Origin of the sequence: Gemmatimonas sp., assembly GCF_021298855.1 — a bacterium.
Classification (GTDB): Bacteria; Gemmatimonadota; Gemmatimonadetes; order Gemmatimonadales; family Gemmatimonadaceae; genus Gemmatimonas.
In genome coordinates this window covers 1-25,215 of sequence record NZ_JAJTHI010000076.1, presented here as the reverse complement: position 1 = coordinate 25,215, position 25,215 = coordinate 1, and the positions used below count along the sequence as shown (strand labels likewise).

Below are 25,215 nucleotides of genomic sequence, written 5' to 3'. Positions count from 1 at the left end.
GTCGGGGTCGGCGTCGGGGTCGGCGTTCCCCCGCGTTGGTGCCAACGCGTGGGGGCCAGTGCGTCCGTGCCAGGGCGTCCGCGCCAACGCGTCCCCGGTCGCGCGTGGTCCCCGCGCAGTTCCTCCCCCTGCCGCCAGCGAGATCTCCCTCCCGCCCGTACCTTTGGGGCACCGTTTCCCTCCCCCGAACCCCTACGCGTCATGTTTCCAGTGCGTACCCTCGCGCTGCTGTCGCTTCCGGCGGCCGCGCTGCTTCAGCCGCCGGCCCGTCCCGCCAGCCGCTCCGCGGCTCCTCCGGCGGCGTTGGCGCCGGTCACGCTCGATTCGGCCTTCCTCAAGAACTTCCGCTGGCGCAACATCGGCCCCGATCGTGGCGGGCGGTCCATTGCCGCCAGCGGGGTGAAGGGGCGCAAGAACGAGGCGTACTTCGGGGCCACGGGCGGTGGATTGTGGAAGACCACCGACGGCGGCGAGACGTGGACGCCGGTGACCGACGGGCAGATCACCAGCGCGTCCGTCGGCGCCGTGGCGGTGAGTGAGAGCCACCCCGATGTGGTGTACATCGGCACGGGCGAGAGCGCGATCCGCGGCAACATCATGCCCGGGGATGGCATCTACAAGAGCACCGATGCCGGCAAGAGCTGGAAGCACGTGGGGTTCCGCACCGCCGATGCGATCTCCAAGATCCGCGTGCACCCCACCAACCCCGACATCGTCTACGCCGCAGTGTTCGGCAAGTACAGCGTGCCCAGCGAGGAGCGCGGCGTGTACAAGAGCACCGATGGCGGGGCCACCTGGAAGCGCGTGCTCTTCCGTGACGCCAAGAGCGGCGCGGTGGATATCGCGATCGATCGCGCCAATCCGCAGGTGCTGTACGCGGCCATCTGGGAAGCCTATCGCAAGGAGTACCAGATGTCCTCCGGTGGGCCGGGTTCGGGGCTGTTCAAGAGCACCGACGGCGGGGAAACGTGGAGCGAGATCACGCGCGCCGCGGGGCTGCCCAGCGGCCTCGTCGGAAAAATCGGCGTGGCGCTGACCGCCGCGAAGCCCGGGCGCGTCTACGCGCTCATCGAAAACGAAAATGGTGGTCTCTTCAGGAGCGATGACGCCGGGGCCACGTGGACCTTCGTGAACGGTGACCGCAACATCCGGCAGCGGGCGTTCTACTACACGCACCTGTTCGCCGATCACCAGAACGCCGACCTGGTGTACATCCAGAACGTGTCATTCTTCCGGTCCAGCGATGCCGGCAAGACGCTCGTGAGCATCGGCGCCGGCAGTCATGGCGACTGGCACGACCTGTGGATCAACCCGGACGACCCGGCGCATCTCGTGGCCGGGAACGATGGCGGCGGTGCGGTGACCTTCGACACCGGGAAGAAGTACAGCGAGCAGGACTTCCCGACCGAGCAGTGGTACCACGTGATCACCACCAAGCACGTGCCCTTCCACGTGTGCGGCTCGCAGCAGGACAACAGCACGCTGTGCACGCCGATGAACTGGAATCTCGGTCGGCAGAACGCGGCGCCCGGTCAGGAAGCGCAGGGAGGGATGGCGGTGTCGTACCAGGTGGGTGGCGGTGAGCCGGGATACATCGCCCCCGACCCGCTCGACCTCGACGTGTTCTTCTCCGGCACCAACAACGGCGGCTACGTCGACAAGTTCAACCGCAAGACCGGACTCTCGCGCGAAGTGAATCCGTACCCCTGGTTCTACTCGGGCGAACCGTCGAAGGAGATCCGCGAACGCTGGCAGTGGACCTTCCCCATTCTGTTCTCGCAGGTCGATCCCAAGCTGCTGTTCGTGTCGTCGCAGCGCCTGTGGGCCACCCGTGACGGTGGCCGGACATGGAAGAACCTCAGCCCCGATCTCACCAGGCACGCGCCGGAAACGCAGGAGAAGTCGGGCGGCCCGATCACCGGCGACATGAATGGCCCCGAGGTGTACGGCACGATCTTCTCGGTGGGGCCGAGCAAGAAGGATGCGAACACCATCTGGACCGGGTCCGACGACGGCCTCGTGCACGTGACCCGCGACTTCGGCCGCACGTGGACGAACGTCACGCCCAAGGAGATGCCGGAGTTCGGCCGCGTGTCGCAGATCGACGCGTCCAACTTCGACAATGGCACGGCGTACCTGTCGGTGCGCCGGCCCCTGCTCAACGATCGGGCGCCGTACATCTTCAAGACCACCGATTACGGCAAGACCTGGACGAAGATCGTGAAGGGCCTGGGCGCCGAGGACTACGTGCACGCGGTGCGTGAAGATCCCACCCGCCGCGGGTTGCTGTATGCCGCGACGCAGCACGGCGTGTACCTCTCGTACGACGACGGCGCGCAGTGGCAGAGCCTCAAGCTCAACATGCCCGATGTTCCGGTCGCCGATCTCATCGTGGAGCGCGACGAACTCGTCATCGGTACCCACGGGCGCGGCTTCTGGGTGCTCGACAACGTGACGCCGCTGCGGCAGGCCACGCCGCAGGTGCTCGCCGCCCGGTCGCACCTGTTCACCCCGGCGGTGGGGCTGCGCTCGTCCCCCGGTGTGGCGCTCAGCTGGACGCTCGCCGAGAAGCCCAAGCGTGGAACGCTCGCCGTGCTGGACTCCACCGGGGCGGTGCTGCGCGAGTTCACCGGTGACACCGCGGCGTCGGCCAGCGGCGCGGCGGTCGGCGGTCGCCGTCGCGGGACGTCGAGCAGCTTCCCCCTCCAGGCGGGGCTCACGCGTTTCACCTTCGATCTGCGCGCCACGGGCATCGAAAGCTTCCCGGGGATGATTCTCTGGGGCGCGGGAACGGCCGGACCGGCGCTTCCCCCGGGACGCTACACGGTGCGGCTCACCACCGACGGGCAGGAGCTCAAGGCGCCGCTGGTCATCCGCCGCAGCCCGCTCATTCCCGAGGTCACCGACGCCGACCTGCGGGCGCAATATGCGTTCGGCAAGCAGGTGCGCGACAAGACCAATGAGGCGCAGCGCGCGGTGATCGAGATTCGCAACGTGAAGGCGCAGCTGGACGATCGCTACAAGCGGGCGAACGACGATGCGCAGCTCAAGGCCAAGGGAGAAACGCTCCGCGCCAACGCCTTTGCGGTGGAACAGAACGTCTACCAGGTGAAGAACCAGTCGGGGCAGGATCCGCTCAACTTCCCGATCAAGGTGAACAACCGGCTCGCGAACCTGCTGTCGATGGCCGAGCGTGGCGACGGTCCCCCGGGCACGTACATGCCCGAGATCCTGTCCATCCTGTCGAAGGAACTTGGCGGTTACCAGGCGACGCTGGAGAAGGTGTGGAAGGCCGACCTCCCGGCCGTGAACGCGGAGCTGGCGCGCCTCAAGCTGCCGGCCATCGACCCCAAGTGCACGGTGGTAACGGGATGCTCCGCGACACCGTGATGCGGCGTACGGCTCGAGGGGGGCGCTCCCGGGCGCGTGTCGTGACGACGATGCTCAGTGCCGTGGCACTGAGCACCGTCGTCGCGGGATGCGGTGCGGGTCTGCGCGACAAGGTGGTGACGGCCATGAGCGAGTGTGTTGCCGTGCGTAATCCGCTGTTCAAGGCGGGACGCCCCAACGAGGCGTTGGCCACGAAGCTGCCGGCCGCCGTCGACTCGCTTGCCGCCGAGACGGCGTATTCGTTCGGGTTCGCGTTGTATCAGGAAGCGGCTGAAGCCGCGGATACGCAGGCCGAGCTCACCTGCGTACTGGAACTCGGGTCGCACTACGCCCACGAGGATACGCGGGCGTGGCTGACCCGCTACACACGCCATCCCGACGAGCCGGTGGCGGCGCTCGCCAAGCAGCTGTACGAGGCGCAGCTGGTGCGCATTGGGAGGGCGATGCCGGCGAGTCCGTAAGGTGGGACATGGCAGCGCGTGCGTCGTGCCACGGTGTTTGTGCGCACGCCGGAGATCGCCAGGACGCGCCGTCACGCCGGGCAGTCGCCACAACGCCAACGGGGGCGTCGCCAGTCATGGCGACGCCCCCGTTGGGCTTTCGATCAACGCCGGTACCGGCGGCGTCTCATCGACCAGACATCAGCGCTCGATGCGGATGCCGAGCATGCCCCACGGCTTGTAGAACTCGAAGCTGGGGTCGTCGCCGCCACCGCCGCGGTTCGGGCGATCGCCCACGTACGCGCGCAGCGGGGTGTTGGACAGGTTGATGAACTCGCCGAAGAGCTTCATTCCCCGGCGCAGCTGGTAGCTGCCGGACGCGTCCACCTGGAAACGGGCCTTGGTGCGCGTGTCCGCCTCCGGGGAGACGGCGCTGATGGTGGAGACGAAGGAGCCGGCGTAGTTGCCGCCCAGGCGCAGCGACAGCGGGCCCCGGTCGAAGAAGAGGCCAATGTTGCCCGCCTGCGGCGCCTGCTCGGGAATGGGCGCATTCACCCCGTCGCGCCCGCGACCGGGGATGTCGGCCGACGACTGCGTGTAGGTGTAGTTCGCGTTGATGCCGAACGACTTGAGCCATCCCGGCAGGAACGTGAAGTTCTGCTGCCACGCCACCTCGAAGCCGTAGAGCGTGGCGGTCGGTCCGTTCACCGGCTGGATGATCTGCGTGGCGTCGGGACCCACGGCGTCTTCGCTGGTACGGGCCCGGGCCGTGGCGAAGATGAAGTTGTCGAGCGACTTGGCAAAGGCGCCCACGGCGATGAAGCCGACGTTCGTGAAGTAGTGCTCGACCATGAGGTCGTAATTGATGGCGGTCGTGGCCTTGAGATCGGGGTTGCCGACGGACGCCGTCTGCTGACCCGCCTGCACGTTCACGTACGGCACCATGTCGCCGAACTGCGGGCGCACGAGCGCCGTGGTGACCGCCGCCTTCACGTTGGTGTACTCACCCAGACGATAGGTGGCGTTGAGCGACGGGAACACGTTCACGTAGCTGCCGCTCGCCGTGACGGCGCGGATGGGCTCGGCCAGCGCATTCCCCGCGGTGTTGAGGCGAACCAGGTTTCCGGTATTCTGGACTTCCGTGGCTTCCACGCGCACGCCGGGCACCAGGCGCAAGGCGCCCGCATCGAGCGTGGCCATGAGGTAGCCGGCGTACACGTCTTCGCGCACCGCGAAGGAGCCGCCTGCCGTGGCCGTCTGCGAGGACAGCGAATTGAGCGTGAAGGCGTTGGGATTGGCAGTAATGAAGTCGCGCATGCGCCGCGGGTCGAAGGTGCGACCGAAGGCGTAGTCGCCGTCGAAGAGGTTGCGCCCTGTGGTTTCCGTGGTGAGCAGTCCCATGAGCGTGGCGCTGGTCGCGTTGAGCGAGTTGGCGCCCAGCGCATTCGTGTAATTGGAGACGTTCACGCTGTTGGAACGGTCCTTGAGACGCGCCGCCAGCCCACCCTTGATGGTGCCGCTGAAGGCACCGATCTGCACCGGGATGGACCCGTTGATCTTGGCCGACAGGTCCTCGTCGCGCGTATCGCGCACCTCGTTGGCCAGGCTGTTGAAGCCGAAGCGCGCGGGGTCATCGAGCGAACCGGTCACCACGTAGGCCCGTGGACGATCGGCGTTGGCGAAGTTGTAGGCGAGCGTCATGTTGCTCTGCCGGAAGCCCATGGTGAGGGCCCCGGGACGATTCTCGGTGGCGCGGGAGAACCCCACGGCCCAATCGAGGGCCTTGCCATCGCTGGTGTAGTGCTCACCACCCAGCTGCGCCGTGTAGATGTCCTGCATCACTTCGCGCAGGCGGATGTCCCGGTCGAACTGCGAGCCCGTGGTGACGCCCGAGTCGGCGTTCACCTGCGTCCAGCGTGACCCGCCCCCTCCGCGGAAACGGAAGCGGGCGCGCGCGCGGATTTCGTCGTCGTTGAACTGGTTCCACGAACCGCGCAGGAAAAGCTTCCCGCTGTTCGAGAGCAGATAGTCCAGCGTGCCGTTCACCCCGGTGCGCAAGCGATCGACCTGCGGGTAGTCGCGATACTCGAACAGGTTGGGCGCGTCGAGCGACGTGAGCGAGGCGCCCACGCCGCAGTTGCGGGTCTGCGAGCACCAGTCGCCCTCGACGTTCTGCGAGGCGCGGTCGTTCCGGTAGTAGGTGCCGCCGAACATGGCCCCGAACTTCTGGCTTTTGCCGAAGCGCTTGCCGGCGTTGGCACCGAGGTTGACGAGTGCGCCGCCCCCCAGCTGGTTCTGGCCGCCCGCCGCCGTGAAGTTGAGGAGCGGCTGATTGGCCTGCGCCGTGCGCGTCACGATGTTCACGTTGCCGCCGATGGCGTCGGCGTCCATGTCGGGCGTGAGCGTCTTGGACACCTGAATCTGGCTGGCCTGGTCGGAGGGTACGATGTCCATGGGCAGCTGCCGGCTGTTCTGCTCAGGCGTCGCGAGTCGCAGGCCGTTGATGGACATGCCATTGAAGTTCGGGCTCGTGCCGCGGATCTGCACGAACCGCCCCTCACCCTGGTCGCGCAGTACGGCAATGCCGGGCACGCGGGCGAGCGCTTCGGCCATGTTGGGGTCGGGGAGGCGCCCCACCAGTTCGTTGTCGATGACGCTGGAGATGGTGGAGGCGGTGCGCTGCTGGTTGAGCGCCGACGCCTGACCCACCACCTGACCGCGCACCTCGATGGCGGTGAGCGATGTGACGGCTTCGCTCAGCTTCACGTCCAGCGTGGCCGTGCGCCCGTCGGTGACCATGACGGTCTTCGAGGTGGGCTGGTAGCCGATGTAGCGGAAGGTGAGCGTCCGGTTGCCGGCGGGCACGTTGAGCGCGCGATATTGCCCCCGGTCGGTCGACGTGCGAATGCTGGTGCCGTCGACAAGTACGAGCACACCGGAGAGCGGGCGGCCGCTGGGGTCGGTAACCGTGCCCGTGACCACACCCTGGGCGCTGAGCGCCGAGCTGGTGCACGCGAGGCCGATGGCAACGCGAAGGATAAAGCGCATGGGATCGAAAAGAGGAGGGGAGCCGGCACGACGCGCCGACCCCCCACGATCCGTCATTCAGATCACAACTCGGCCGTTACCTCGTAACAACCGTGTCTCGACGTGCAATGCGGGCCTTGATGTCCCGCCAATCAAAAAAGTGGAACGTGCGATCGGTGGACATCATGACGAGCAGCCCTTCGGGAAAGCGTGGCCCGAGCGGGGTGGCGGTCACCTCCAGCCCGTCGGTTTCCCTGGCGCTCACGGGGATGACGGCGAGCAGCTGGTGGGCATACGGTGCCCCCGCGCTCCCTTCGCGGCGGAACACCCGCAGTCGCTGCCCCTGCTGGTCGGAAATGAGGAGGTAGCCGGTGCTGTCGCTGGTGGGGTAAATGCCGATCCCCTCGTGATCACTCACGAAGCCGGCGGTGCCGAAGAGCGCGAGCTCCTCATTCGCTCCCGGGGCATCGGGATCGGCCCGGTACTGCCGCACCCCCACGGTTTCGTCGCTGTAGTACACGAAGCCCAGCGTGCGATCCACGGCAATGGCCTCGATTTCCTTCGTGCCGCTGTAGCGGCCGAAGGCGCGCACTTTGGTCCCCTGCACGACCCCCGTGGCGTTGGCCACCAGCCGATACTGCCAGAGGTAGCCGTCGGTGGGGCCGGCCTTGCCACCCACGATGGCGAAGACGGCACCGTCGCTCGCCCGCCGGTGCACCGCGACGCCCATGGGGGCCCGGGTGACATCGCCGTCGAAGACAGGGATACCGCCGCCGTCAATGGGGATCATGTCGGGCAGGCGGTACACGCGCAGCGCCTGCTTCCCGCGCTCCGTCGTGACGGCGATCGATACGGTGTCCCGGCCCATGACGAAGCCGTCCACGATGTCGACGTTGTTGGGGCGCATGAGCGGGCGGCGCGTGCGCGCGCTGTCGATGGTGCCGTCGAGGCGGAAGACATACAGGCCACCGGTGCTATCGCCCTTGTCGGTGCCCACCACGAGCGACTGCTCCGGCGCCGCCGGATTGATCCAGATGGCCGGGTCGTCGGAGTCGTTGAGCACGGTCTGGGTGATGACGGCCGCCTGCAGCGTGTCGCTGGCGGCGGCTGGGCTGGTGGCGCCCCCCGTAGCGGAGTCGGCGGAAGGCGAGCGTGTCTCCCCGCAGGCCGTACCGAGCAGCAGCGCCGACACGGCAACGAGGGACACTGTGGGCAGGCGCCGGTGAAGGGGACGTGGGGCGGCCGTGACCGTGCGGGGGCGAATGGAGGTGGAGGGCATATTGAATAGTCGATCGCCGCTGGGCAGGGTGGGGGGTACCGAATTGTCACGAATCGGTAATGCCAGCGCCGGGAAACGGCTGCCGGGGCTCCTGATCCATCCCTAACTTGGAGCATGACCCAGAACCTGCTCCGTCCGGTCGCGCTCGTGACCGGCGCCTCGCGCGGCATCGGCCGCGCCATTGCCGCGCGGCTTGCCCCCACGCATGACCTGGTGCTCACCGCGCGTGATGCCGCGCGCCTGGGCGACGTTGCCGCCAGCTGCGAAGCGGCCGGCGCCCGGGTGCGCACGATGGCGGTGGATGTACGCGACGGGGCCGCCGCGGGTGCCGCCTTTGCCGGCCTCGAGATCGACGTGTTGGTGAACAACGCGGGGGTGGCCGTGCTCAAACCGTTCCTCGAGCTGACGCCGGACGAGTGGCACCGCCAGGTGGATGTGAACGTGCACGCGCTGTATCACGTGACGCGTGCCGTGCTCCCCGGCATGGTGCAGCGTGGCCGCGGGCACGTGTGCATCATTGGCAGCACGGCGGGCCGCAACACCTTCGTTGGCGGCAGCTGCTACGCGGGCACGAAGCATTTCGTGATGGGCTTTGCCGAGTCGCTCATGCTGGAAGTGCGCGACGCCGGCGTGGGGGTGAGTGTGATCACGCCGGGCTCGGTGGCCACGGAGCTGTTCCCCGAGGGCACCAACACCGCGTGGATGCTCGAACCGGAGAACGTGGCCGACGCCGTGCTGTTTGCCGTCACCACGCCTCCGCACATGCTGGTGCATCGGCTCGAAGTGCGGCCGCTCTCGCCCAAGCGTCCCCGCGACAGCTTCTGAGCAACGCCAGATGAGTGACGCGCGCGAACTGCTGGCGGTACGGGAAATCGCCCACGCCTTTCTGCTGGCCGACCATCCGGGCGATGTGCAGCAGTTTGCCCTCAATCGCGTCACCCCGCTGCTGGGGGCGACTTTTTCGCTGGTGATGCAGCTGAGCGACGACGGCGAACTGCTGCGTCCCGTGGCGCAGCATGAATGGCCCGCCACCTACCGGCAGTGGATCGGCGCCCTGCGGGTGCGGGTGGGCGATGGACCGAGCGGCGTGGCCGTGGCCGAGCGACGGCTCGTGGAAGTGGTGGATCTGCTGGCCGACCCCGAGCTGGCGCCGTGGCATGATGTGGCGCGCGAGCTGGGTTTTCGCAGTATCCTGGCGGCCCCGCTGGAAACGGCTGACGGTCCCCTTGGCGTGGTGGCCTTTTACTTCGCCGACGCCACGCACGTGACGGATGAGCAGCGCGCGCTGGTGCGGTTGGTCGCCGATCAGCTGGCCGCCGCGACCGACAAGTCCCGTCGCGCCGACGCGCTGCGGCGGGCCAACGCCGCGCTGGCCGAAGCCAATGCGGAACTCGAGCAGCGGGCGCGGCAGTGGCAGGACGCGCAGCGCGCGCGTGATGCGTCCGAATCGGTGGTGGTCGAGGCGCTGCTTGCCCTGACCGATGCAGCCGACACCCGTCCACCGGCGGTACGGCTGCAGTCGGTGCATCAGCTGGCGCGTGCGGCGCGCGAGTATGTGGAGGCGACGCAACCGACCTTCGCCCTGGCGCTCGCCGACGTGGACCCACGCGACGCCCTGCAGCGGGCGGCGGCCACGTGGCGCGCGCGGGCCCCAATGGTGCCGGTGCACGTGGACGAGCCAACGGTGCTGCTGCCCACCATGCGCACCGATCCGGGCTCCCTGGAACGCACGCTCGAACTGGCCATTGGACTGGGCGTGGCGGGGGCTTCGCTCGATGGCGGGCAGGTGCGGGCAGGGATCCGCCTGGGGCGCGGCTTTCTGGCGGTGCAGGTGGCCTGGGACGGACGTCCCGTGTTCGAGGAGCCGGCGGCGGCGCCTGGCCCGTCGCGGGCTGCTATACTTCGCATTCGCGCCGATGCGCTGCGGTGGTCGGCGAACGACGTGTATGCCGATGCGCGCTGCTGGATCACGGCGGTGGACCTGCCGCTCGCCCGGGCGCTGGCCAGTCGGCAGGGGGGTGAGCTGCGGGTGGAGCTGGCCGATACTGCTGACGCGACGCGCGAAGTGCTGCTGGTCTTCCCCGTGGTCGCCGAGACGCACCAGCCGTAGGGCATCCGCGCCCGCAGCGCCACGGTTTGCTGGCCCGCCGTAGACACTCCCCTGAACCATTGTCTCTATGTCGTCACTACATCAGCAGTCCAACCGCAAGGTGATGGACACGCTCACGTCGCTCTCGGTGGCCGAGGTGCTGGCCGCCGCCGCCCAGTTCTTTGGCCGTCACGGCGGGGTCTATACGGCATTCGTGGAGAAGCAGGGGCCCAACCATGTGACGCTGCGCGGGCAGGGCGGCGAGGAAATCGCCATTGGTGCACGCAACACGGCGGCAGGGACGGCCGTGACCGGATCGAGCTATCTGTTCGACCAGCAGGTGGCCCGGTTCCTCGAGTCTCTGCCGCCAGCGCCGCCGGTGGCGGACGCCCCCGCGGCCCCGGGAGAGGAAACGGTCTCTCCCCCTACTGCGTAAGAGGCGCATGAGCCAGAGCGATCAGATGACCGGCCATTTCGTGAACCAGCTTCGTGTGCGCCCCGAGGTGTTGCACATCGCGCCGGCGGGCGCGGCCGCCCCCTGGGTGGTGCGCGTGCAGGCGGCGGAGGCGTGGGATGCAGTGCGGGTGGCATGCGCGCCGCAGAACACGGTGCAGGAGCTCAAGCGGGCGGCCATGGCCAACCTGCTGCCGGATATTGCGGAAATCGATTCCTATCTCGTGAAGCTGCACGGCGCCGAGGTGACGCAGGAGTCGGTCACGCTGCAGGCGGCGGGCGCGTTGGACGCGTCCACCTTCTTCCTCACCTCGCGTCGCCGCCGGCCCCTCAAGTGACCGCGATCGCGGAGCCGGGTGCCGGTGAGGCGCGCAGTGTGTCGTCGCTGATTGCCGCGGTGCAGCGGCTGCGCGGCGAGATCGGCAAGCGCGTGGTGGGGCAACAGGCGGTCGTTGACGAGATCCTCATGGCGCTCGTGGCCGGCGGCCACGCGCTGCTGGTGGGCGTGCCCGGTCTGGCCAAGACGCTCATGATCAAGTCGCTCGCCGATGCGATGCAGCTGGAGTTCCGCCGCATCCAGTTCACTCCGGATCTGGTGCCCAGCGACATCACGGGCACGGAGATCCTCGAGGAGAGTGGAGGCGGACAGCGCGCGTTCCGCTTCGTGCGTGGGCCGGTGTTTGCGAACATCGTGCTGGCCGATGAAATCAACCGCGCTCCCCCACGCACCCAGGCGGCGTTGCTGGAGGCGATGCAGGAGCACAGCGTGACCGCGGCCGGACAGACCATGCGCCTGCCGGAGCCGTTCTTCGTGCTCGCGACCCAGAACCCGATCGAGCAGGAAGGCACTTATCCGCTGCCGGAGGCGCAGCTCGATCGGTTCCTCTTCGACATTCGGGTGGGCTACCCCACCGAGGCCGATGAGGTGGCCATCCTGCGCACCACCACGGGCGCCCGGGGCGCGCCGATCGAGGCGGTCTTCACCGCCGATGACGCGCTGGCGCTGCAACGGGCCGTGCGGGCGCTGCCGTGCAGCGAGCTGTTGCTGCACTACGCCGCTCGGCTGGTGCGCGCGTCGCGCCCTCAGGAGGGAAAGGCGCCGGCGCTGGTGCAGCAGTACGTGCGCTGGGGCGCAGGGCCCCGTGCCGGTCAGGCGCTCATACTGGGGGCCAAGGCCTGCGCGCTGCTGGGCGGCCGGGCGGCGGTGTCGCCCGCGGATATCCAGCGGGTGGCGATGCCCGTGCTGCGTCATCGCCTGCTCCCCAACTTCGCGGCGGAAGCGGACGGCGTGGCGGCGGAGTCGTTGATCGACGCGTTGCTGGCGCACGTGCCGGTGCCGTCGAGCGCCACGGCCCCCTGATCGGCCGATGTCGGCATACGGCCCCCTGCTCGACGCGTTGCGCGGCGTGCGCTGGCCGGCACGCCGGGCGGTGTGGAATGCGCCACCGGGCGCGCATCGCTCGACGCAGAAGGGCACGGCCGGGGAATTCACCGAGTATCGGCTGTATCGACAGGGCGACGACCCCCGGGCTCTCGACTGGCGATTGCTGGCGCGCAGTGATCGCGCGTTCGTGCGCCTCAGCGACGACCGGGCGCTGCTTTCCACGTGGATCGTGGTGGACGCGAGCGCGAGCATGGCATTTCCGGAGGAGGCCGCCGCGCGCAGCAAGTTCGCGCAGGCGCGACTGGTGGCCGTGGGTCTGGCGGCCATTGCCCATGCCTCGAGTGATCCGGTGGGCTTGCTCGTGGTGCACGCGCAGGGCATGCAGCGCGTGCCGCCGCGCACGCGCCGTGGCACGGTGCAGGAGCTTGCCCGCGTGCTGGATGGTGTTGGCCCGGGTGGGTCCGCGCCGCTGGCGCCGTTGGTGGCCCAACTCCCGGTGCATGCCCGGGTGGTGCTGCTCACCGATTGTCTCGGCGACGCTGACGCGCTGCTGAGAACGGTGGCGGCGCATACGGTGGCGGGGGCGCAGGTGGAGTGCGTGCATGTCGTGGCCGACGCCGAGCTGGCGCTGCCATCGGGAACGTTCCTCGTGCACGACCCGGAACAGCCGCGCGATGAACGCGTGCTGTCGGCGGCCGGCCGCGCCGCGTACCGTGAGCGCTTCGACAACTTCCGGCGCGACATGCGCACGCGCTGGCGTGCGGCGGGTGCGGGCTACACCGAGGTCCGGACCGGCGACGACGCGGCACGTGCCGCGCGTGCGGTGGTGATGGGCACGGCGCTGTCGGGTGCGGGGCAGCCGACTGAGGGGCCGAAGCCCCCCGCGCCATCGTCATCAGTCGGGCGCTGACGTGCTCACGGTGGCGTTCCCGTGGATCTTCGGCGCGGCGGTGGCGGCGTCGTGTGGCATCACGCTGCTGCACTTCCTGTCGGTGCGCACCCCGCCCGTGCTGGCGCTCCCCACCGCGCGATTCGTGACCACCGGCAACGCCCGCGCCGTGGCCCGACAGCCGCGCCTCAACGATGTGTTGTTGCTGCTGCTGCGCGTGCTCGCGCTGCTGTGTGCGGGGGCGGCCATGTCGGGCGTGCGCTGGCAGCGGCCGTCGGCTTCGCTGCTGCGCCTCGTGGTGGCCGACGACGCCCAGTGGGGCAATCGCCCCTGGCGAGATTCCGTGGCGCGCGCACTGGCCCGCGCCGACGCCGTGGTGGAGGTGCATGGCGCGCGTGGTGTAGCCGATGACCCTGGCGCGGCACTCGTGGCGGCCACGCAGCATGCCGCGCGTGCCGCGGCACGTCATCCGTCGCTGACCGCCGTGGAACTCACGCTGCTGCTGCCATCCACGGCCGCAACGACGCAGGGGTACGCGGCGTGGCGCGCATACTGGCCCGGTGCCGTGCGGGTGCTGCTGACCACGGCCCCGCCTCGAGTCGCGCGCGACAGTGCGTCGGGTGTCTCGGCCGTTGGGCGCGGCGCCGTGCGGGTGCAAGGCGGGGCGCGCGATGACGCCGTGGCGGCGGCCGTTGGGCACTGGTCGCTGGCGGGAGCGCTCCAGGAGGTTGTGATCGAGCGTGCGCCGGCGGCAGATCGTACGGCGGGTGCCGACAACGCCGCCGCACCGGCGGGCCCGTTTGTGCACTGGCCCGCGGACGGGATGCCTCAGGGGTGGATCCCGCGTGCGCCCACTGACAGCGTCGGCGCGCTGGCTGCGGCAGGTGGTGTGCTGGTGGGGCCCTTCGTGCGTGTGGCCGCGCCGGGGCCGCACCTGGCGGCGCGCATCGATTCGGGGGGTCGCGCTGCCCTGCCGGTGCAGGTGGTGGCCTGGTGGAGTGATGGCCAGCCGGCGGCGGTGGAAGAGCGCGGCGCGGCAGGGCAGCGGGCAGCATGCCATCGTACCGTGGCGGTGGCGGTACCGCGTGGCAGTGACCTGCTCCTGTCGCCCGGTGCGCGCGAGTTGATGAACGCCCTGATCGCGCCCTGCGGTGGTGTTCGGGTGTCCTCGGCGCCGGCAATTGCGCAAGTCCTGGTGCGCCCGGTTGCGGCGCCGTCTGGCTCCGCGGGGTCTGCGGTCTCTGCGGTAGCTGCGGTCTCTGCAGGAGACAACAGGCGGCTGGCTCCCGCCGCCGCCTTTCGGGACCCGCAATTGCCGTGGCAGCGGGGGAGTGATCCGTGGTGGTTGGCCCCGGCGTTGCTGGCGTTGGCGCTGCTGGCACTGGCCGCAGAGTGGCTGTTGCGCGACCGGGAGGCGGTGTCGTGAGCACGGCGCTCGGTCCGGTTTCGGGGCCCGCTACTGCCACGCTGCTCGCGCGCATCAGGGCGGTGCAGGGCGCCTTGCGCACCGTGCAGGTGGGGCGACAGCTGCTGCTGGCAGGTGCGGCCGCCTGCGCGGTCCTGCTGATTGCGCGCCTGCTCGCGGCCGAGCTGGCCGGGCGTGGCGATGGGGGCATGGCCGCGGCATGGTGGTGGGCGGTGGCCGCATCGCTGGCGGCGGCCGTGGCCACCTGGTGGCGTACGCGCGCGCCGGCGCCTGATCTCACCCATACCGCCCTTTGGGTGGAGGAGCAGGGCGCGGCGTCGCGCGGTCAGGCTCCCGACTTTGCGCTGACGACCGCGGTGGAGCTGCTCGAGGCACGCGCCGAACTTCCGCTCTCACTGGCCAACGCGGCCGCGCGCGCCCTCGACACCGCGCCCACGACGCCTGGGCTTGCCGCCGCGCGCCGCCGCGCGTGGACTGCCCCCGCGGCCTTCGGGGTTGGGGGGGCGCTGCTGCTGCTGCTGGGGCGTGAACGCCCTGCGGCCGCGGACCGGTCGGCGGTCCCGGGTGCCGCGGGTCCGGCGGCGGGGCCTGCGAGCGCCGCGCCGATGCCGCTGGGGACGTGGCAGGTGCGTGTGCGTCCGCCTGCGTATGCCGCGCTGGCGGTGCAGGACTACGACGATCCCGCCACGGTGTCGGCGCTCGCCGGCAGCATGGTGGAGGTGCGTGGCAGCGGCGATGCGCCAACCGTGCAGCGCGCTGGCGTTCCGTTTGCCGGGGGCGACAGCATCGGGCGCCGCGGTGGCCCCATGGCGGTGGTGGTGAGTGAGGGCGGCTGGCGCACCTCGATCGTGGCCAACGGCGGAGCGCAGAGTCTGCGGATCGAACGCGGTGGACGCGCCCGATTGCTCATTGTCGAAGGGCGCGCCGATTCCGTACCCCGCGTGTCGCTCGAATTGCCGGCGCGCGACAGCGTCTTTCGTGAGGCGCGCGGCCTGTTGCCGCTCGCTGCCACGACGCATGACGACATCGGCCTCGCCCGCGCGCACTTCGAGCTGCTGGTGACATCGGGAGAGGGTGAACGCTTCACCGTACGCACGGTCATGCTGGCCTCACAACAGTGGAGCGGGCGGGCCGGCGTGCGCGATGCGCGGCTGCGGACCACGCTCGATCTGGGGGCGCTGGCGCTGCAGCCCGGCGACGTGGTGCACCTGCGAGCGGTGGCGCGCGACGCCCATCCCAGTGCCGATCGCGAATACGGCAGCAGCGAAACGCGTGCGTTCCGCGTGGCGCGCATTGCCGAGTACGACTCGGTGGCGGTGGAGCCGGCGCCGCCGCCGGAAGTGGACACGTCCCTGCTCAGTCAGCGCATGCTGCTGCTGCTCACGGAGAAACTCGACAAGGCGCAGCGGCGTCTGGCGCGCCCCGAGGTGCGGCGTGAATCGCAGAAGCTGGCGCGCGATCAGGCCCGCCTGCGCCTCGCGGTCGGGGACGTGGTGTTCCAGCGGCTGAGCGGGGAGTCCGCCGCTGAGCATGCGCATTCGGCTGGCGATGGTCACGATCACGGTGTGGATCTGCAAGGGGGGAAGCTGTCGATCAGCACGTCGAGCACGAGGGGCATGCTCGAGGAAGGCAATGATTCCCCGGTGATCGCCATCAACCAGCCGCTGCTGGAGGCGTACAACGCCATGTGGGATGCGGGGCGCGCGCTCGAGCAGGGAGATCCGCACGGCGCCATTCCGCCCATGAAGCGCGCGCTCGAGGCCATCGAGCGCTCGCGCGCCGCGTCGCGGCTTTATCTGCGCGGCAAGCCGCCGCAGGTGATCGTGGATCTGGCCAAGGTGCGACTCACGGGCAAGGACACCGGACAGATCACGCAGCGGAGTCGCCGGGCGCCGCTGTCGGCGCGCGATGCCGAGCGCGATGCGCGCCTCGTGCGTGCGACCTCGCTCGTCGCCGTTGCCGGCAGTGCCGCGCGCGACTCGGTGGCGTTGCTGCGCGTGGAGGCGCTGGCGGACGCCCCCGCCTTTGCGGCGGCGCTCGGGGCCGTACTCGACGTGTTCGAACGTGGCGGCGACGCGACGGCGGCGGTCATGCAGGCCCGCCGTGTCCTCGGCAACGTCTCGCGCACCCGCGCGACCGTGTGGTCGGGGGGCGTGACACCGTGAGCGTGGCCGGCACGGGGACACGCAGCGCGCCGTTCGTGTTCGCCACGGCGCAGTACGAGTCGGGCGACTGGGACTCCGCCCCGCTCGTGCCCGCCAACATCATTGATTCGCTGGCGCGCTACACCGCGCTGGCCGTGCGGCCGCAGGGGGTGATCGTGCCGCTGTCGAGCGAAGCGGTCTTCCCGTACCCTCTGTTGTATCTCACGGGACATCTGCCGGTGCGATTCACCAGCCGGGAGCGGGAGGTGCTGGGCAAGTACCTCGATCGTGGCGGCCTGCTGTTCGTGGACGATCACAACCACGACGTGGACGGCGCCTTCAACAAGACGGCGCGCGAGGAGATCCGCCGGGTGGCCGGCCCCTTGCTGCCGCTCCCCAACACCCATGAGCTGTATCGCTGCTTCTTCGTGTTCGAGAACGGGCCCCCTGCCACGTCGCACGAGATGAACGGCTGGGGGGACAACCTCGTGCACGAACAGCTCGACGCCGTGGTGAAGAACGGGCGCATTCGGGTGCTCTTCTCCAACAAGGACTACAGCTCGGAGTGGAGTTTTCACCCCGACAACAAGCGCTTCCTGTCGGTGGACAACACGCGATTCGGGGTCAATATCGTGGTGTACGCGCTCACGCGATGAACCGTCGGCTCGTGGAACAGCTGTGCCGCCTGCTGGGCGTACTGGCGCTGTTCGTGGCGCTGGTCGTGCACTGGCGTGCGGTCCGTGCCGTTGATGCGGGCGTGCCGACACGCCGAGTCGTGCGGCTTGCCGAGGACGCGGGGCCGGACAGTGCGGGGCGTGCCCTCGCTGCCGTACGCGAGGCGCTGCTGGCTGGCGCCGCGAATGCGGCGGGGGCTGCCGGCGCAGCGGAACCGCGCGACGGACAGGCCTCGCGGCGTGATACCCTCGCCCTGCCGCTGGCGACGGTGCCCGACGCCGCCGTGCGCGCCGGACTGGGCAGCGTGCAGACGAGTGGTGTGCCGTTGCTGTGGCTGGATGGCACCATGGCCCGCGGCGTGGCGGCGTCGGTGACCCGTGCCGCCGTCCCGGGGGCGCCGCTCGATGTGCGGGTGGCGGCTTCCGCGGGCACGTCGCTGACGCTCGCCGATGCCGGCGGTGTGCTCGACTCCGTCGCCACCCCGCCGCTCGTGACGACCTGGCGGCTGCGCAACGCGGCCCCGCCGCTGCGTGTCCGGCAGGGGCGCCACGCCATTTCCCTGCCGGTGCCCGATTCGGGCGCGGCACGCCGTCTGCTGGTGCTGGCTGAACCGGGGTGGGAGGGGAAGTTCGTGGTGGCGGCGCTCGAGGAAGCGGGTTGGGTGGTGGATGGGACGCTGCGCGTGTCGCCCACGGGGCGCGTGACCATTGGTGCACCGGCACGGCTCGACACGGCACGCTACGCCGCCGTGGTCGTGACCGACAGCATGGCCGTGGACGGCGCGGCGCTGCGGCAATTCGTGGCGCGTGGCGGCGGGCTGCTGCTGGGCGGTGATGCGCTGCGCATTCCCGGGCTCGCCGCGCTGCGTCCGGCGCGGGCGACGGAGCTGCGGGGGGCTATTGCCGGCGGGTTGCTCACGTCGAGCCCACGCAGCGGCCTCGAGGCGTGGGAGCTGGCCATGGCCTCCGACGCCCTCGTGCTCGAAACGGACCAGAGCGATCACGGACACGACGAACCGGCGTTGGTGGCACGTCGGGTGGGCGCCGGACGGGTGGTCGCCATGCCGTACCGCGAAAGCTGGCGTTGGCGCATGCAGGGGAGTGACGACGGCATGGCGGCGCATCGGGCGTGGTGGCAGGGCGCCGTTGCCCTGGCGGTCCCGGCGGTCCGACGCGCGATGCCCATGGCGCCGGACCGGTACCCGGGTGATCGCGCGCCCTATGCGGACCTCGTGGCGCGCGTGGGGCGCCCCGCGCCGGCGACTCGCGAGGCATTGGGGGGCGACGCCGGAGGTGACGTGGGGCGCGGTGTAGGCGACATTCCGTTTGTGTTGCGTCCGTGGGTGCTGCTGCTCACGGCGTTGCTGGCGCTGTTGGCGGAGTGGGGCTCGCGGCGACTGCGCGGGGCCCGATGAGGACGGCGCGTCGTGCCGCCCCGTGGTCGATGACCGGCTGTTCGCGCCTTTCCCATCCGATTGAGCCATGAGCCAGCGTGTTGCCCTGATTTCTCATCCCGATTGCGGTCGGCACGATACCGGGTGGGAACACCCGGAGCATGTCGGTCGACTGGTCGCCATCCCGCGAGCGCTCAAGTACGACGTGGCGCTCTTCGAGGCGCTGTTGCACGTGGAAGGACGGCACGCGAGCGAGGATGAGCTCGCGCTGGCGCACGACCGCGACTACATCGCACGCGTGCGCGACACGGTGGCGGCGGGCGGCGGGCGGCTCGATCCCGATACGGTGGTCAGCGAGGGCTCGTGGGATGCCGTCACCGCGGGGGCGGGGTGTGTGCTGGACGGCGTGGACATGGCGTTCGACGGCCGTGCGCGGCGCAGCTTCTGTGCGGTTCGTCCGCCGGGTCACCATGCGCTGCGGGATCGTGCCATGGGCTTCTGTCTGTTCGGCAATGTGGCCATTGCCGCGCACTATGCCATTGCCACGCATGGATGCGAGCGGGTGCTGATCATCGATTGGGATGTGCATCACGGCAACGGCACGCAGGCGCTGGTGGAGCAGGAGCGGCGCATCCATTTCGTGAGCATGCATCAGTGGCCGTGGTACCCCGGCACGGGTGCGGCAGACGACCGTGGCCCGCACGACACCGTGTGGAACGTGCCCATGCCCCCGTCGCTGCCGCCGGCGCGATACGTCGAGGCGCTGCTGTCGGCGGTCGATGCGGCCACCGAGGGATTCACCCCGGACCTCATCCTGCTCAGTGCGGGCTTCGATTGCCTCGAGGGTGACCCGCTGGGCGCGTTCACGCTCACGCTCGACGATGTGAACACGCTCACGCGGGCGCTCGTGGAGCGTGCCGAGCAGTGGTGCGGCGGGCGCCTCGTGAGCGCCCTCGAAGGAGGGTACGCCCCTGACGCCGTCGCCAAGGCGGTGCTGGTGCATCTGCGGGCGCTGGCCTGAGCCAAGTCCATGACGCGTATCGTTCCCACGTCCGTACCCGGTCAAGTCGATCCGGCCCCGCGCACCATCTATCGGTCGACGCAGGGTGAGGTGGTCCGCGATTGCCATCCACGCGACATCCCCCAGCTGCTGGCGGCGGGCGGGCCGCTGTGGATGGACATCGACAGCACCGTGCAGTCGCAGCACGCGCTGCTGGAGCAGGTGTTCGGGCTGCACCCGCTGGCAATCGAGGACACGCTCAATCCCGCGTCCCGGGTGAAGCTGGAGGAATACCCGGGGTTCCTGTACATCGTCATTCGCGCCGTGGAGCTGGCCGCGGAGACCGACGATCCGTACGACCTCGCCACCAAGGACCTGCACTGCTTCCTGGGGCCGTCGTTTCTCGTGACGGTGCATGCGGGCGTCATGGCGCCGGTCGATACGGTGTGGGAGATCATGCGCCGATCACCCGACCTGCTCGATCGTGGAGTGGAGCGCGCGCTGCACGCCGTCCTCGACACGGCCATTGACGGCTACTTTCCCATTCTCGAGCAGATCGACGACTTCCTCGACGGGCTGGAGGAGCGCGTCTTCGCGCGTTTTGACCAGGAGGCCCTGCGCGACCTCTTTCAGGTGAAGCGGCTGGTGCTGTCGCTGCGGCGCTATCTCGGGCCGTCACGCGAAGTGCTGAATGTGCTCACCAATCGCCCGAGCGCGCTGGTGGCCCCGGAGGTGCAGATCTACTTCCGTGACATCTATGACCACGTGCTGCGCATCAACGACGCACTGGACACCTACCGCGATATCCTGAGCAGCACGATGGATGCGTATCTCACCCAGGTGTCCAACCGTCTGGGTGCCACGACGAAGGGATTGAGCGTGGTCGCGACCATGTCCCTGCCCTTCGTGGTGGTGAGCGGCATGTGGGGGATGAACTTCAGCCGGATGCCGATGACGCAGTGGCCGAACGGGTTCTGGGTCCTGCTGCTGGTGCAGCTGGGGCTTGGGCTGTTGCTCCTGATGCTGCTGCGTCGTCGTCAGTTGTTGTAAATTGACTGGATCCCCCTCTTTCCGCCTTCCGCGCTCCAATGTTCTGCCCTGACTGCGGCACCTGGAACCGCGCCGCTGCGCCGCGGTGCACGCGCTGCAGCGTCCCGTTGCCTGAAGTGTCGGCGCCCCCGCTCGACATTCCCGATGAGGCGCTGAGGGAGCTGCGCACCGCCACGGGCAACCGGTACACCGTGGTGAAGCGGCTGGGCAGTGGCGGCATGGCGCATGTGTATCTGGCGCGCCACGCGGTGCTGGGTCGGCCGCTGGTCATCAAGGTGCTGCATCGTACGTTGTCGCAGGAACCGGAAATGCGGGAACGGTTCCGGCGCGAGGCGGAGGCGGCGTCGCGGCTGGTGCACCCGTACATCTGCGCGATCGCCGACATGGGTACCTCGGGGGATCTCGAGTATCTCGCCATGCCCTACTACGCGGGCGGCTCGCTGGCCGACCTGCTGGCGCGTCGCAAGACCGTCTCGGCCACCACGGCCGCCTCCGTGGCGTCGCAGGTCGCCACGGCGCTGGACTATGCGCACCGGCACGGGGTGGTGCACCGCGACATCAAGCCGGACAACATCCTGTTCGACGAAGATGGCAACGTGGCGCTCACCGACTTCGGCATTGCCACGGCCCGCTTTCACGGTCGCCTCACGGCCAGCGGGCGGGCCATGGGCACGCCGCACTACATGAGCCCCGAACAGGCGATGGGACGGCTGGTGGACGGGCGCAGCGACCTCTACGCCGTGGGGCTGCTGCTGTACGAGATGGTGCTGGGGCATCCGCCCTTCGACGGCGACGACTCGTACGCGGTGGGCTACAAGCACGTGCACGAGGCGCCGACGCCGCCCGATCAGGTGGATACCCGCGTGCCGGCGGCACTCAGTGCCATCATCATGCGCTGTCTGGCCAAGCAGCCGGCCGAGCGCTACGACCGTGGGTTCGAGCTGGCGGACGCGCTGGTGCAGTTCCTGTCGCCCGCGGGTGGCGCCGAGTACCGTCAGGCGCGCGTGTCGCGCGCCTCGGGGCTCACGCCACTCTGATCGCCGTTCGCGTCGCGTCCCATGCAGCTGCACGCGGAGATCGTCGCGGTGCACACTCGGCACCCGTTCCTCATTGCCCGTGGCGGGACCAGCGCCTACCGGGTGGTGTGGGTGCGTCTGGTGGATGGCGATGGCGCGGAAGGGTGGGGGGAGGCGTCGCCCAGCCGCTACTACGGCGAGACGGCCGATACGGTGATGGCGGCGCTGCAGCAGTACGCCCCGCTGCTCGAAGCGGCCGACGCGTGGAGTCTCGAGGCCATCGAACGCGCGCTGGAGCGCACGCTGCGGCATCAGGCGGCGGCGCGCAGCGCCGTGAGTGCGGCGCTGCATGATCTCGTGGCCAAGCGCGTGGGGCTTCCGCTGTATCGCTATTGGGGACTCGACGGGGCGGCGGCGCCGCAGTCGAGCTTTACGATTGGCCTCGCTCCCGACGCCGAGACGCTGCGCGCGCGGGTGCGCGAGGCGGCGCCGTATCCCATTCTCAAGGTCAAGCTGGGCTCGTCCTGGGACCGGGAAATTCTCCGTCTCGTGCGCGAGGAGGCGCCGCAGGCCGTGCTGCGAGTGGATGCCAACGGGGCCTGGAGTGCGGCGCAGGCGCTCGGCATGCTGCCCGCGCTGCACGACGCGCGCGTGGAGATGCTGGAGCAGCCGGTGGCCGGGCACGATCTGGCCGGCCTTCGCTTCGTGCGTGAGCGGGCCGCCCTGCCGGTGGTGGCCGACGAGTCGTGCGTGACGGCCACGGACATTCCGCGCCTGGCGGGTGCGGTGGACGGGGTCAATATCAAGCTTGCCAAGTGCGGCTCCCTGCGTGAGGCGCTGCGCATGATCGCGGTGGCGCGCGCGCACGACCTGCGCGTCATGTGCGGCTGCATGATCGAAACCACGCTGGGCATTGCCGCCGCCGCGCAGTTGGCTCCGCTGCTCGACGATGCCGATCTCGATGGCGCCGCGCTGCTGGCCGATGACCCGTTTGCCGGTCCGGCCATGGTGAACGGCCGCCTGGTGCTGGGGGATGCCCCGGGGCTCGGGGTGACGCGCCGTGGAGGCGATCCGGTGCGCGGGTGATGCGGGCAGCTACGTTTCAGGCATGCCCGCCAGTCTGTGGCCCCCCGCTCCCCGTTGCGTCGATGTGGCGCTGGACGTGCCGCTCTTCCGCACGTTCGCGTACCGCGTGCCGGCGGAGATGGCGTGGCCCATCGCGGCGGGCACGCGGGTGCTGGTCCCGTTCCGCAACCGCACGGCAATCGGCATCTGTCTCGGGGAAACGGAGCCGCCGGCGGGGGTAACGCTCAAGGCCCTGCGGGCGGTCGTCGACGACACGCCCTCGTTGCCGGCGCCGTTGCTGCACACGGCGCGCTGGATTGCCGACTGGTACGCGGCGCCGCTGGGGCTCACGGTGCGCGCCATGCTGCCCGCGGCGCTGCTGCAACCGGGCGCCGCGGTGCCGGCGTCGCGCACACAGCGCATGGTGCACCTGGTGCAGGAACTGCCCTCGCTGTTGCAGCGCGAACAGACGTTTGCGCGGGCGACGCAGCAGCGCGCGGTGTACGAGCTGCTCGAGGCGCAGGGCGGGGCGGCGTCGCTCGAATCACTGCGCACACAGGCGGGCTGTTCCGCCGGTGTCTTCACGGCCATGGTGAAGCGCGGGCTCATTGCGGTGCGCGACGAGTCGGTGCCGCGTGATCCCTTCGCTGCGCGCGCCGGCGTGGCGCCGCCGCCGCATCCCTCGCCGGCGCAGCGCGCGGCCATCGACGCCATTCTGGCGGGCGACCCCGGGCAGGTGTTTCTGCTGCACGGCATCACCGGCAGCGGCAAGACGCTGGTGTACATCGAGGTGCTGCGCGAGGTGCTGCGCACGCAGGGACGGACGGCCATCGTGCTCGTCCCCGAAATCGCGCTCACGTCGCAAACCGTCGACCGGTTCCGCGGGGCCTTCGGCAACGACGTGGCGGTGCTGCACTCGGGGCTCAGCGATGGGGAGCTCTTCGATGCGTGGCAGGCGCTCCGTCGCGGCGAGCGACGCATCGCCGTGGGCGCGCGCTCGGCGCTCTTCGCCCCCCTCGAGCAGGTCGGTGTGGTGATCGTGGACGAGGAGCACGAGAGCAGCTACAAGCAGTCCGAAACGCCACGGTACCATGCGCGCGAGGCGGCCATCGTGCGGGCCCGCGCCGAGGGGGCGCTGGTCGTGCTGGGCAGCGCCACGCCGAGCCTCGAGAGTTGGGAGCGCGCCGATCGCGGACAGGCGGTACGCCTCACGTTGCCCGATCGGGCGGCCGGCGCGCAGCTGCCGCCGGTACAGCTGGTGGACATGCGGAGCGCCGTCAAGGAAGCACTGGCCAGCCGCGCACCGCAGGCACCCTACGATCCCCTGCTGCGTGTCTTCAGTCCGGTGTTGCTGGCCGCCATCGAGTCGCGGCTCACGCGCGGCGAACAGAGCCTGCTGCTGCTCAACCGCCGCGGGTTCGCGGCGTTCGTACAGTGCCACGGGTGCGGCGATGTGCAGGTGTGTCCGCACTGCAGCATCTCGCTCACCTATCACCGCGTGCCTGAGTCGCTGGTGTGCCACTACTGCCAGCATCACGCCGATGTCCCCAGCAGTTGCGCGCGCTGCGGCCACGCCACGCTGCAGCGGCGCGGGCTGGGAACGCAGCAGGTGGAGAAGCTCGTGGCCGAACGGTTCCCCGAGGCCCGCATCGCGCGCATGGATGTGGACACCACGAGCGGGAAATGGGCCCACACCCAGATTCTCGATCGCGTGGGGCGGCAGGAGGTGGATATCCTGCTGGGCACGCAGATGATTGCCAAGGGGCTCGACTTTCCCAACGTGACACTCGTGGGCGTGGTGGACGCCGACACGGGGCTCAACCTGCCCGACTTCCGCGCGTCGGAACGCACGTTCCAGCTGCTCAGCCAGGTGGCGGGGCGCGCCGGCCGCGGGCCCAAGGGAGGTGAGGTGATCGTGCAGACGCGCATGCCGCAGGCACACGCCGTGACGCATGCCCTGACGCATGATTTCGTGGGGTTCGTGCACGAGGAGCTTGGCGCGCGCCGACACCCCGCCTACCCGCCGTTCGTGCACCTTGCCAACGTCATGGTCAGCGGCGTGCATCAGGGGGCCACGGGGGCGGCGGCCACGGCGGCGGCGGAGTGGGTCACGCAGCTCATGCGGCGGCAGGGGCTGCGTGATCTCGTGCTGGTGGGGCCGGCGCCGTGCCCCATCGATCGCATCAAGGATCGGTGGCGGTGGCACTTCCTGCTCAAGAGTTCTCAGCCGAGGCTCATGACGCGTGTGGCCCGCTATGTGGCCGAACGATGCCCGGTGCCCGCCGATTCGGGGCTGCGGCTGGTGGTGGACCGGGACCCCGTGAGTCTGTTGTAGCGGGCGGTGCGGCACACGTGCGCCGCCAGGCCACGCGTACCGGCTAAGGCGCTGCGGCCGAGGGGTCGGCGGGGAGGCGCGACCCCAGCTCTGACCCCAGCTCTGACCCCAGCTCTGACCCCAGCTCTGACCCCAGCTCTGACCCCAGCTCTGACCCCGG

Annotated in this window: 19 protein-coding genes; 17 read left to right on the top strand and 2 right to left on the bottom strand. The window is 69.9% G+C overall.

What is annotated here, in order from left to right; translation table 11 throughout:
- The first annotated feature begins 210 nt into the window (after positions 1-210).
- Together LW840_RS16670 and LW840_RS16665 are read left to right on the top strand one after the other, a co-directional pair.
- Positions 211-3,390 carry a glycosyl hydrolase gene (locus LW840_RS16670; protein ID WP_291277420.1) on the top strand — a complete coding sequence of 1,060 codons (3,180 nt, stop codon included), beginning with the start codon at positions 211-213 and terminating at the stop codon, positions 3,388-3,390.
- A 41-nt stretch (positions 3,391-3,431) separates the two neighbouring features.
- Positions 3,432-3,851: a hypothetical protein gene (locus LW840_RS16665; RefSeq protein WP_291277419.1), complete on the top strand. Its 420-nt coding sequence runs from the start codon at positions 3,432-3,434 to the stop codon at positions 3,849-3,851.
- A gap of 180 nt (positions 3,852-4,031) precedes the next feature.
- On the opposite strand, the gene LW840_RS16660 is transcribed toward LW840_RS16665, so the two are convergent.
- Both LW840_RS16660 and LW840_RS16655 read right to left on the bottom strand, forming a co-directional pair.
- Positions 4,032-6,878, bottom strand: a complete 2,847-nt coding sequence (locus LW840_RS16660; protein ID WP_291277418.1) for a TonB-dependent receptor — start codon at positions 6,876-6,878, stop codon at positions 4,032-4,034.
- Between the two features lie 76 nt (positions 6,879-6,954).
- A complete protein-coding gene (locus LW840_RS16655) occupies positions 6,955-8,136 on the bottom strand; it encodes a phytase (RefSeq protein ID WP_291277417.1) in 1,182 nt (393 codons plus the stop codon).
- A gap of 114 nt (positions 8,137-8,250) precedes the next feature.
- On the opposite strand from LW840_RS16655, the gene LW840_RS16650 reads away from it, so the two are divergent.
- From LW840_RS16650 to priA, 15 genes are all read left to right on the top strand, one after another.
- Positions 8,251-8,961 carry an SDR family oxidoreductase gene (locus tag LW840_RS16650; RefSeq protein ID WP_291266127.1) on the top strand — a complete coding sequence of 237 codons (711 nt, stop codon included), beginning with the start codon at positions 8,251-8,253 and terminating at the stop codon, positions 8,959-8,961.
- 10 nt (positions 8,962-8,971) lie between these two features.
- Positions 8,972-10,246, top strand: a complete 1,275-nt coding sequence (locus LW840_RS16645) for a GAF domain-containing protein (protein WP_291277416.1) — start codon at positions 8,972-8,974, stop codon at positions 10,244-10,246.
- A gap of 67 nt (positions 10,247-10,313) precedes the next feature.
- Positions 10,314-10,661 (top strand): hypothetical protein, encoded by a 348-nt coding sequence (locus tag LW840_RS16640; protein ID WP_291263134.1) that lies wholly within the window; start codon positions 10,314-10,316, stop codon positions 10,659-10,661.
- Positions 10,662-10,668: 7 nt separating this feature from the next.
- Entirely contained in the window at positions 10,669-11,016 is a 348-nt protein-coding gene (locus LW840_RS16635; protein ID WP_291268027.1) for a hypothetical protein, read from the top strand.
- Positions 11,013-12,038, top strand: coding sequence for a MoxR family ATPase (locus LW840_RS16630; protein ID WP_291268026.1), 1,026 nt, complete (start codon positions 11,013-11,015; stop codon positions 12,036-12,038). Before LW840_RS16635 ends, LW840_RS16630 begins: the two co-directional genes overlap by 4 nt.
- Positions 12,039-12,045: 7 nt before the next feature.
- Positions 12,046-12,972 carry a DUF58 domain-containing protein gene (locus LW840_RS16625; protein ID WP_291273138.1) on the top strand — a complete coding sequence of 309 codons (927 nt, stop codon included), beginning with the start codon at positions 12,046-12,048 and terminating at the stop codon, positions 12,970-12,972.
- 10 nt (positions 12,973-12,982) lie between these two features.
- The gene (locus LW840_RS16620; protein WP_291277415.1) at positions 12,983-14,377 is read left to right on the top strand and encodes a BatA domain-containing protein; all 1,395 of its coding nucleotides are present in this window, start codon (positions 12,983-12,985) and stop codon (positions 14,375-14,377) included.
- Positions 14,374-16,542, top strand: a complete 2,169-nt coding sequence (locus LW840_RS16615) for a hypothetical protein (protein WP_291277414.1) — start codon at positions 14,374-14,376, stop codon at positions 16,540-16,542. Before LW840_RS16620 ends, LW840_RS16615 begins: the two co-directional genes overlap by 4 nt.
- Positions 16,539-17,177, top strand: a complete 639-nt coding sequence (locus LW840_RS16610) for a DUF4159 domain-containing protein (RefSeq protein ID WP_291277413.1) — start codon at positions 16,539-16,541, stop codon at positions 17,175-17,177. The genes LW840_RS16615 and LW840_RS16610 overlap by 4 nt, the downstream gene beginning before the upstream one ends.
- Positions 17,174-18,610, top strand: coding sequence for a hypothetical protein (locus tag LW840_RS16605; protein ID WP_291277412.1), 1,437 nt, complete (start codon positions 17,174-17,176; stop codon positions 18,608-18,610). The genes LW840_RS16610 and LW840_RS16605 overlap by 4 nt, the downstream gene beginning before the upstream one ends.
- Before the next feature lie 67 nt (positions 18,611-18,677).
- Entirely contained in the window at positions 18,678-19,610 is a 933-nt protein-coding gene (locus LW840_RS16600; RefSeq protein ID WP_291268020.1) for a histone deacetylase, read from the top strand.
- Between the two features lie 9 nt (positions 19,611-19,619).
- Complete coding sequence (locus tag LW840_RS16595) at positions 19,620-20,639, top strand: magnesium transporter CorA family protein (protein WP_291277411.1); 1,020 nt, start codon at positions 19,620-19,622, stop codon at positions 20,637-20,639.
- Positions 20,640-20,755: 116 nt separating this feature from the next.
- Entirely contained in the window at positions 20,756-21,676 is a 921-nt protein-coding gene (locus LW840_RS16590) for a serine/threonine-protein kinase (protein ID WP_291269770.1), read from the top strand.
- 21 nt (positions 21,677-21,697) lie between these two features.
- Entirely contained in the window at positions 21,698-22,741 is a 1,044-nt protein-coding gene (locus LW840_RS16585; RefSeq protein ID WP_291266657.1) for a dipeptide epimerase, read from the top strand.
- Positions 22,742-22,763: 22 nt separating this feature from the next.
- Complete coding sequence (priA, locus tag LW840_RS16580; RefSeq protein ID WP_291277410.1) at positions 22,764-25,055, top strand: primosomal protein N'; 2,292 nt, start codon at positions 22,764-22,766, stop codon at positions 25,053-25,055.
- Positions 25,056-25,215 lie beyond the last annotated feature (160 nt).

What these genes read in the sequence shown, in the direction of transcription:
- LW840_RS16660 (WP_291277418.1), bottom strand. Translation starts at nt 6,878, where the DNA reads ATGCGCTTTATCCTTCGCGTTGCCATCGGCCTCGCGTGCACCAGCTCG.
- LW840_RS16655 (WP_291277417.1), bottom strand. Translation starts at nt 8,136, where the DNA reads ATGCCCTCCACCTCCATTCGCCCCCGCACGGTCACGGCCGCCCCACGT.
- LW840_RS16650 (WP_291266127.1), top strand. Translation starts at nt 8,251, where the DNA reads ATGACCCAGAACCTGCTCCGTCCGGTCGCGCTCGTGACCGGCGCCTCG.
- LW840_RS16645 (WP_291277416.1), top strand. Translation starts at nt 8,972, where the DNA reads ATGAGTGACGCGCGCGAACTGCTGGCGGTACGGGAAATCGCCCACGCC.
- LW840_RS16640 (WP_291263134.1), top strand. Translation starts at nt 10,314, where the DNA reads ATGTCGTCACTACATCAGCAGTCCAACCGCAAGGTGATGGACACGCTC.
- LW840_RS16635 (WP_291268027.1), top strand. Translation starts at nt 10,669, where the DNA reads ATGAGCCAGAGCGATCAGATGACCGGCCATTTCGTGAACCAGCTTCGT.
- LW840_RS16625 (WP_291273138.1), top strand. Translation starts at nt 12,046, where the DNA reads ATGTCGGCATACGGCCCCCTGCTCGACGCGTTGCGCGGCGTGCGCTGG.
- LW840_RS16605 (WP_291277412.1), top strand. Translation starts at nt 17,174, where the DNA reads ATGAACCGTCGGCTCGTGGAACAGCTGTGCCGCCTGCTGGGCGTACTG.
- LW840_RS16600 (WP_291268020.1), top strand. Translation starts at nt 18,678, where the DNA reads ATGAGCCAGCGTGTTGCCCTGATTTCTCATCCCGATTGCGGTCGGCAC.
- LW840_RS16595 (WP_291277411.1), top strand. Translation starts at nt 19,620, where the DNA reads ATGACGCGTATCGTTCCCACGTCCGTACCCGGTCAAGTCGATCCGGCC.
- LW840_RS16585 (WP_291266657.1), top strand. Translation starts at nt 21,698, where the DNA reads ATGCAGCTGCACGCGGAGATCGTCGCGGTGCACACTCGGCACCCGTTC.
- priA (WP_291277410.1), top strand. Translation starts at nt 22,764, where the DNA reads ATGCCCGCCAGTCTGTGGCCCCCCGCTCCCCGTTGCGTCGATGTGGCG.